General features: G+C 62.4%; 6 protein-coding genes. 5 read left to right on the forward strand and 1 reads right to left on the reverse strand.

Translation table 11 applies throughout. The features are described from left to right. Positions 1-4: 4 nt before the first annotated feature. The 5 genes from FY112_RS02800 to FY112_RS02820 all read left to right on the forward strand — a co-directional run bounded on the left by FY112_RS02800 (position 5) and on the right by FY112_RS02820 (position 6,895). Positions 5-1,051, forward strand: coding sequence for a GGDEF domain-containing protein (locus tag FY112_RS02800; protein WP_131708404.1), 1,047 nt, complete (start codon positions 5-7; stop codon positions 1,049-1,051). A 102-nt stretch (positions 1,052-1,153) separates the two neighbouring features. Then, complete coding sequence (abc-f, locus tag FY112_RS02805; protein ID WP_017959822.1) at positions 1,154-3,037, forward strand: ribosomal protection-like ABC-F family protein; 1,884 nt, start codon at positions 1,154-1,156, stop codon at positions 3,035-3,037. 224 nt (positions 3,038-3,261) lie between these two features. Next, the gene (locus tag FY112_RS02810; RefSeq protein WP_094086306.1) at positions 3,262-5,304 is read left to right on the forward strand and encodes a prolyl oligopeptidase family serine peptidase; all 2,043 of its coding nucleotides are present in this window, start codon (positions 3,262-3,264) and stop codon (positions 5,302-5,304) included. Between the two features lie 88 nt (positions 5,305-5,392). Continuing rightward, on the forward strand, positions 5,393-6,319 hold the full coding sequence (locus tag FY112_RS02815; protein ID WP_151517609.1) for a Gfo/Idh/MocA family oxidoreductase: 927 nt from the start codon (positions 5,393-5,395) through the stop codon (positions 6,317-6,319). Positions 6,320-6,391: 72 nt separating this feature from the next. Next, positions 6,392-6,895: a hypothetical protein gene (locus FY112_RS02820; protein ID WP_131629258.1), complete on the forward strand. Its 504-nt coding sequence runs from the start codon at positions 6,392-6,394 to the stop codon at positions 6,893-6,895. Between the two features lie 115 nt (positions 6,896-7,010). Here FY112_RS02820 and FY112_RS02825 read toward each other — a convergent pair. Then, on the reverse strand, positions 7,011-7,305 hold a 295-nt coding region (locus FY112_RS02825), incomplete at its 5' end, for a DNA polymerase III subunit chi (protein WP_151517610.1).

Genomic DNA, 7,305 nt, shown 5'->3' on the forward strand with positions numbered 1-7,305 from the left:
CGTCATGCAGAATGCAAGCGCAAACGCATTGGTGCCGCGCGAGGCTGCGCGCGCCGCGCCGATGGCGGATATCCAGAAGATCGCCCAGCACATGGCGCGCCTCAACGTCGCGTCACTCCCGCGCAATTACGAACTCTTTCACGAGGCGATCGTCGGGCTGAATGCCGGCCTTGCGCAGGATATCGCGGCACTCGGGTCCCAGCCGCAGCAGCCGATGCTCGACGAACTCGGCCTGAAATACCGCCTCGTCGGCCATTGCGGGCTGGCGGGCGTGACATCCCGAAACGAGGCGAGCCGGATGCTGCGCGACGTGGCGGAAAGGCTTGCCGAAGGGCTGAAGCACAGGAACGCCTTTGCGCGCGCCTGCGGCACGATCCTGAAATCCGTGTCCCACGACGACCAGAGCCTTGCCGCCTTCCTCAGCGAGGTCGACTACCTCACTGCCTCGCTTTCGACCGTTCTTGCAGCGGAGATGGAAATCGGCGCGAAGCTGCAGGACGATATCAAGACGCTGGAAACCCTGGAGCGCGGCATTTCGGCGATGCAATCGGCCGCGATCGCCGACAGGATCACCGGACTTCCAAACCGCATCGCACTGAACCGGACGATCGCCGATCTCTACAAGCGAGAAGAAGGTGCCGCCGGCAGCGCGCTGATCATGGTCGATATCGACAACTTCACCGATCTCAACGACAAATACGGCACCCAGGCCGGCAACAAGCTCCTGAAGAAGCTCGCCGGCCTGTTCAGCAAGTCGGTCAAGAAAAACGATTTCGTCGCTCGCACCGAGGCTGACGAATTCGCCCTGTTGTTTTCCAATGTCGGCATGCAGGATGCGATTGCTATTGCCGAACGCCTGCGCGCCTCCGTCGAGGACAATCTGGTCTTCGCGACATCCGACAAGGCCGATCCCGGCAGGCTCACCATCTCGATCGGCGTGGCGCTCAGCACCGATGCGGCAACTCCGGGACAGTTGCAGGCCAATGCCCGCGTGGCACTTCTCGCCGCGCAGTCGAACCCCCGACTGCCGGTGCAGGCTTTCGGCCGCTAGATCCGGCCGGAGGTCCGAAAACCACTCCCGCTTTTGGGCATCATGCTCCAGGACTGACAAGCGCTCTTGCCTTGGCGGGCGCTTTCGGCCAAAACGCCGGCCATGATCACGCTCACCGATATTTCCGCCCGCATCGCCGGGCGCCTGCTTCTCGACAATGCCAGCGTTTCGCTGCCTTCAGGCACGAAGGCTGGGCTCGTCGGGCGCAACGGCGCCGGCAAGTCCACGCTGTTTCGCGTCATCACCGGCGATCTCGGCTCGGAGAGCGGAACGGTGTCGATCCCCAAGGCCGCACGCATCGGCCAGGTGGCGCAGGAAGCGCCGGCGACCGAGGACGCCCTGATCGAGATCGTGCTTGCCGCGGACAAGGAACGCACCGCTCTCGTTGCCGAGGCGGAAACGGCGACCGATCCGCATCGCATCGCCGAAATCCAGATGCGTCTTGTCGATATCGACGCGCATTCGGCCGAAGCGCGCGCGGCGAGCATCCTTGCCGGCCTCGGCTTCGACAAGGACGCGCAGGCCCGCCCCGCCTCCTCCTTTTCCGGCGGCTGGCGCATGCGCGTCGCCCTTGCCGCCGTGCTGTTTTCCGAGCCGGATCTGCTTCTGCTCGACGAGCCGACCAACTATCTCGACCTCGAAGGCACGCTGTGGCTGGAAGACTATGTCCGCCGCTATCCGCACACCGTCATCATCATCAGCCACGATCGCGACCTTCTGAACAACGCGGTCAATGCGATCGTCCATCTCGACCAGAAGAAGCTGACCTTCTATCGCGGCGGTTACGACCAGTTCGAGCGGCAGAAAGCGGAAGCCGACGAGTTGCAGACCAAGGCCAAGGCCAAGAACGACGCGGCACGCAAACATCTGCAGGGCTTCATCGATCGCTTCAAGGCCAAGGCTTCCAAGGCCCGGCAGGCACAATCGCGCGTCAAGGCGCTGGAGCGCATGGGAACGGTCGCCGCGGTGATCGAGGACCACGTACAGCCGATCACTTTTCCTGAGCCGGAAAAGCAGCCGGCTTCGCCGATCGTCGCGATCCAGAGCGGCGCCGTCGGCTACGAGCCCGGCAATCCGATCCTGAAAAACCTCAATCTGCGCATCGACAATGACGACCGCATCGCCCTGCTCGGCTCGAACGGCAACGGCAAATCGACCTTCGCCAAATTCATCTCCGGCCGTCTGGCGCCGGAGAGCGGTGAAGTGAAGATCGCGCCGAGCCTGAAGATCGGCTTCTTCGCGCAGCACCAGCTCGACGACCTCATCCCCGAGCAATCGCCGGTGGAGCATGTGCGCCGACTGATGCCGGGCGCGCCGGAAGCCAAGGTGCGCGCCCGCGTCGCCCAGATGGGGCTTGCGACCGAGAAGATGGCGACGGCCGCCAAGGATCTTTCCGGCGGCGAAAAAGCCCGCCTGTTGATGGGGCTTGCCGCCTTCAATGCACCCAATCTGCTGATCCTCGACGAGCCGACCAACCACCTCGACATCGATAGCCGCCGCGCGCTGATCGAGGCGCTGAACGACTACGAAGGCGCCGTCATCCTGATCTCGCACGATCGTCACCTAATCGAGGCGACGGTCGATCGGCTGTGGCTGGTCAATGGCGGTACGGTGACGACCTTCGAAGGCGATATGGACGAGTACCGCGACCTCATCGTCACCTCAGGTAAAAAAAAAGAAGAAAAGCCGCAGCTAACTGAAGACGCGACGTCGAAGGCCGACCAGCGCAAGCTCAATGCCGAACGTCGCGCCTCGCTGACGCCGCTCAGGAAAAAGATCAACGAAATCGAATCCTTGACGGCGAAGCTGGAGAAACAGATTCAGGCGCTTGACGCGGAACTTGCGGATCCGGCCCTTTATGAGAAGACGCCAGCCAAGGCCGCCGAGAAGGCAAAGCAGCGCGGCGAGGCCGCGGCAAAACTCGCTGCCGCCGAGGAAGACTGGCTGATGCTGTCAGCCGAATACGAAGAAGCGATGGCGGGATAGCCACAGGGTGACGCTGAAATTCAAGAAGACCGAGGTGCCGAACACCGTCGTCGCCTCGGCCGATTTCGTGACGATCCGCTAGCGCATCGGGCCGATGCTTAGATTCAAAGTGTTACAGCGTCCTTCGCGCGTCTGAAGAGACGCGCGGCGCTGCAAGGCGGGTTGCCAAGTCGGGACCGGCTGCCTAGATCTGTCCGACGTCAACAGAAGCCGGCAGGTCATATATGAACCTTCATCTCGAAACGGACGACGATCCGCGCACCCGCCAGTTCATCGACGAGCACAACCGGGTTTCCGACGCGGCTCTGAGAACACCTGAATTCGAGAGAGATCGCGACGCGATCAAGGCGCTGATCGAGCGGCAGGACAGGCTGATCGTTCCGATGCGCCGAGGCGAGTGGCTGTTCGATTTCCGCCAGAGCAAGGACAATCCTCTCGGCATCTGGCTCCGCCTGCCGGCAGACCAAGAGCCGCTGCCGGACGCCGCCTGGGAGCCGGTCTTCGATCTCGACGCCTTCTGCGTCAGGGAAGGCAAGCGCTGGAATTGGCGCGGCGCCGTCACCTGCCCATGGGAGCCGACGCGGGTGCTGCTCACGCTTTCGGACGGCGGCTCCGATCTTCTCCGGCTGCTCGAATTCGACGCCGAGCGGAAACAGGTCGTCGAGGGCGGCTTCGATACACCGGCCGCACGATCGCATGCCACCTGGCTGAGCCGTGACGAAATCTGCTATTTTGGTTCCATAGACAGATTTTCGGCGACCCGCTCCGGATGGCCGCGCGTCGGACGGCGATTGAAGCGCGGGCAGCGGCCGGAAGATGCCACCGTCATGTTCGAAGCAGCAGACGAGGACGTCTACGGCTTCAATCTCGTCATCGACCCTGCCCTATCAGGCGCTTCAGCGGATCGCGGATTGATCGATATTTTCGTCGCCGCCCACGAGATCGGCGTCGCGAGCGCTTTCCTGATCGCCAGCGACGGCACACAGCGGCGCATCGATCTGCCTAAGGAAGCCGATTTCCAGTTCAATCATGATCATTGCCTTTGGCGGGCAAAGACCGATGAGCGCGTTGCGACCGGCAGCCTCGTGCTGCAACGCTTCGATCCCGCCTCGGAGACGGCCCTGCTCGGGCCGGAGCGGATCCTGTTTCAGCCTGCCGAGGGCCAGTCCATCGCGCAGATGATGCTGATGCAGGAGTGGTGCGTCTTCATCATCTCCGATCGGCTGCGTCCGCGTCTCATGGTGCTGGACCTGACAAGGCCCGATGCTGAGCAGCGGGAGATCGCACTGCCGGCGGATATGCAGACGGCTCACTTCAGGCCGCTCCATGCCGATCTACATCTTGGCGACGATACGCTCCACATCGTCGGCCAGGGCTTCCTGCAGCCGCCCGTCTGTTACCGTCTCGAACTGTCGGATCGCAGCAAAGAGGCCGAGCCGGTTTTCGTCGCCGCGGCGCCGAGCTATTTCGATGCGACCGATATGTCATCCGAACTGCTGGAGGCTGTTTCCGAGGACGGAACGAGGGTTACCTACCGGCTGGTCCTGCCGAAGCAATGGACCAAGGGCGCGCTGCCGGTGCTGCTTTACGGCTATGGCGGCTTCGATGTCCCGTTGTCGCCAAGCTATTCCGGCGTGACAGGACGCTGGCTGGAACAAGGCGGCGCCTATGTGCAGGCCTATATTCGAGGCGGCGGCGAATTCGGGCCCGACTGGTATCGCAGCGCCAAGCGGCAAGGGCGAGACCGGGCGTTTGCCGATTTCGTCGCCATCGCGCGCGATCTCGTCGCCCGCGGCTATACAGTGCCGTCGCGGATCGCCTGCCAGGGCGGCAGCAATGGCGGTCTGCTGACCGGCGTGATGCTGACACGCTATCCTGACGATTTCGGCGCCGTCTGGTGCCAGGTGCCGGTTCTCGACATGACACGCTTCCACCTGTTCAGCGCAGGGCAAGCCTGGATGGACGAATATGGCGATCCGGAGACGCCGGTGGACCGGGACTTCATGCTCGGTTATTCGCCGCTTCACAATGTCGGGCCGGCGACCAAGGTCAGCTATCCGCCGATCTACATCGAAAGCTCGGCCAATGACGACCGCGTGCATCCCTCGCATGCGCGCCGCTTTGCCGCGCGACTGGAGGAAGAAGGACACCGGCCGCTCTTCCATGAATTCGGCTCCGGCGGGCATGGCGGCGACGGCAATTCCGAAGAGCGCGCCGCCCGCGCGGCGATGGGTTACAGCTTCCTTCGCCAAACCATCATGCGATAGAATGAAGGAGGAGAGCTTGTCGGCACGCCTCTTTCTGATACAAACGCGTCAATAATCATACTTTTCATACAGGCTCGAGCGAAACACCATGTCTCCTATCAATCTCGCCATCGTCGGCGTCGGCAAGATCGTCCGCGACCAGCACCTTCCCTCCATCGCCAAGAACCCGGATTTCGAACTCGTCGCCACGGCGAGCCGCCACGGCACGGTCGAAGGCGTCAAGAGTTATACGACGATCGAAGCGATGCTCGACGCCGAGCCCTCGATCGATGCCGTTTCGCTCTGCATGCCGCCGCAATATCGCTACGAGGCGGCCTATAAGGCGCTCGTTGCCGGCAAGCACGTCTTCCTGGAAAAGCCGCCCGGCGCGACGCTCAGCGAAGTGGCCGATCTCGAAGCGCTGGCAAACAAGCAGGGTGCGTCGCTCTTTGCCAGCTGGCATTCGCGCTATGCACCGGGCGTCGAGGCGGCCAAGGCGTTTCTTGCCGCGACGACGATCAAAAGCGTGCATGTGATCTGGAAGGAGGATGTCCGCCACTGGCATCCGAACCAGGAATGGATCTGGCAGGCCGGCGGCCTCGGCGTTTTCGATCCCGGCATCAACGCGCTGTCGATCGTCACCCATATCCTGCCGCGGCCGATCTTCATCACCGAGGCCGTGCTCGAATTTCCCGAGAATCGCGATGCACCGATCGCGGCCGACATTCACTTCCGCAATGCGGACGGCTTGCCGGTTCACGCCGAATTCGACTGGCGCCAGACCGGCAAGCAGAGCTGGGACATCGTCGCGGAAACGGCAGCCGGCCAGATGGTGCTCGCCGAGGGCGGCGCCAAGCTTTTGATCGACGGCGCGCTGAGATTCGCCGAGCCGGAGCAGGAATATCCCTCGCTCTACCGTCGCTTTGCCGAATTCATCAAGGCCGGTAAATCGGATGTCGATCTCGCGCCGCTGCGCCACGTCGCCGATGCCTTCATGCTCGGCAAGCGGAAATTCGTCGACGCCTTCCACGACTGAGCGTCGCAATAACGTCATAGAAACCGGCAAGATTTGCCGGCCTATGGCAATAGTGTTCGGGGGCAGCCGCTCATGAGCAACAAAATTGGCCGCAAGGGCCGATTTTTCCGCGTGTTGAAGATTGGCATCCTTGTGGTGCCGCTTCTCGGCCTTGCAGCATGTTCGGGCGAAGAGGTCGTCATGCCGCCTGATCCACCGGGCATTTCCCGATCCGAGGAATATTCCTTCGGATCGGCGACCCAGGCCCAGGATTGGCAGGCCACCCGCAAGGTGCTGGGCCAGCTGGAAGGGCGGTTCGGAGAGAAGTCCATGCGTATCCTGGCGCGCAATCTTGTCAGCACCACCGACCCGCAGACCATCAAGGCTTATTATGCCGAACGCCTTGTGCATCAAGCCGGCTGGGCGGAAATGCCGGTCAGCACCTTTGCCGACAAGGCGTGGGCATTCGCTTTGGTCAGCCCGAATGGAAAGCATGTTTTGGCAGTCGAGGCGCTCGACGCATCGGAAAGTGCTGGCGGGATCGTACCCCTCAATATCCTGACAAACCTTGACGAGGATAAAGATTCGAAACGGTAGCGGCGTTCGCTGGCGGGAGAGCGAAGCTGGACGGCTTCATGCAGCAATTCAAAGTGTTACAGCGTCCTTTGCGGCTCTCGAAAGACGCGCGCCGCAGTAGCGTCGTAGCGAACGATCAGGCCTTCTTCTCCCATCGCCCTTCCGGTGTCTGCTGCCAATAGGTGAGGTTATGTCCCTCGCCTTTCAGCTTCTTCCACTGCGCACGGGCGGTGTCCAGTTGCTCCTGGTCATGACCGTCGAACATGAAGACGATGCGCTCATAGGCATCGGCCGGCGGCGGCTCTGCGCCGTCGACGATGAAACGCACGGTCGCCGCATTGGCATTGTCCGGCGTCACGGTCAAAAGCACCGGCTGGCTTTCGGCGAAATCCGCCTCGTCGGTGCCGTGCGGTAGGAAGCTCTCCTCGCGG

Source organism: Rhizobium sp. PEPV16 (genome assembly GCF_008919455.1).
Taxonomy (GTDB): domain Bacteria; phylum Pseudomonadota; class Alphaproteobacteria; order Rhizobiales; family Rhizobiaceae; genus Rhizobium; species Rhizobium leguminosarum_Q.